The following is a 1,595-nucleotide window of genomic DNA, read 5'->3' on the forward strand; positions in this document are numbered from 1 at the left end:
TCCTGTTTTGTGCGATGGGACACCCAAGCTAAAACTTCATGATAGCTGAGGTAAGTTCTTGCTGTTCTTCTGTTAGTTTTAAAGGTATTGTAGCGTAAGTTTTCGAATCAGGTAGAAACACTCTTATTTGATACATGTTTTTAGTCAATTCGACTGCTCTGTTTGCCGAAAAAGATACTTTTTTTATTTTCAATATCCTTTCCAGTTCTTTAAACAGGGCATAGGATACAAAACAGATACAGATGTGTGTCTGTATTCTCTTTGGTATCCGATGGTATATTGGCCTAATTCTTATATCTGTTTTGCTGATTCTGAAGGCTTTTTCGATATGCCAAAGGTTCCCATATGCAGCAATTACCTCCATTGGTTTCATTTCGGTATTGGTCATATAACCTTTTAACCCATCCCATTTGGCGTCCATTTCATACTTTTTGTAATCAATGGCCACCTTTACTTCAGATTCAAGTTTCAGGTATTTATTATATCCTCGATTGTTGATACTGTTCTTGTCCAATTTCCCGTTTTTGACCTTTTTTTCAAGCTTCTCCAGACCCTTTTTTCTGTTATAGGCATCCTTTTTCAGTCTTTTCTCTGAAAAGCTTACAACCAACCTATAGCCATTTTTGTGGACCTCCCCAGGTTTACCTTCGGAGATCTCCAGTCTTTGGATTGCATCCTTTATTTCTTTACTCTCGTTCCTGATTTTCCCTCCCAGAACAAACTTATAGCCATGATCTATAAGCGCGTGGATGTTGGCGTTTGACAAGAGTCCTGCATCTGCAATCACAACAGGTTTGCCTATAGAGAACTTCTTTTCTATATTTTCCAAAACAGGGACCAGGGTATGACCTTCATAGATGTTCCCTTCAAAAATATCATAGCCAAGAGGATAACCTTCCGGGCCAACGAGCAATCCCAGTTTGATTTGGGGATGCTGATGTTTACCGTCCTTTGAATAGCCTATTTTACGCAGGTCATCTTCGTCTGGTGTCTCAAAGTATAATGTGGTCATATCATAAAATACAATACCTATCTGCCCCCCTAAAACCCGCTTAAAATGTCCAAAGGTCACTTCCTCCACCTTGTCTTTGAACTCCTTATGGATTTTATCCATATAGCGGTAAATCGAATAAACGCTGATATCTTTATTCTTATATCTTGCCAGATAGTCGATGGTTTTCAACTTGGATCCGGGATACACCAGTCTTGACATCACCAGGTCCCTGAAGAGCTCATCAATCCCTAGACTTTCATAACCAATTGACTCGTAAATCTTTCCCAGAATCCTGTCTGGGCCGACCAGTTCTATCTCATTGTTACTTACTTCTGACAGGATTGAAGTGAGGCTCTTGTCCCGTTCTTTGGAAAACAGGAAGGCCTGACCTTTAAGTCTCTCAATTTCCAATTTGGCCTGGCGTTCCAGTATATCCAACTTATCCTCATCAGCAGAACTGCCCAAAGTCTTGACAACTTTGTTGATTCTGTTAACTTTTTGAATAATCTGGACACTGAAAGTTCCACTTGAATTCCTTTTTCGCCTTACAAACATGGACTAAAAATAGACCGAGACACCCAAAACCACAAAAATTGAATGA

At 39.6% G+C, this 1,595-nt stretch carries 1 protein-coding gene; it reads right to left on the bottom strand.

Translation table 11 applies throughout. From position 1 onward, the window contains the following. Window positions 1–28: 28 nt before the first annotated feature. Entirely contained in the window at window positions 29–1,549 is a 1,521-nt protein-coding gene (locus CLW00_RS21175; protein WP_106135705.1) for an IS1634 family transposase, read from the bottom strand. Between the last annotated feature and the right edge of the window lie 46 nt (window positions 1,550–1,595).

Source organism: Mongoliibacter ruber (genome assembly GCF_003003005.1).
Taxonomy (GTDB): Bacteria; Bacteroidota; Bacteroidia; order Cytophagales; family Cyclobacteriaceae; genus Mongoliibacter; species Mongoliibacter ruber.

Bases quoted from the DNA above. Each gene is read 5' to 3' on its own strand.
- CLW00_RS21175 (WP_106135705.1), bottom strand. From the start codon at position 1,549: ATGTTTGTAAGGCGAAAAAGGAATTCAAGTGGAACTTTCAGTGTCCAG.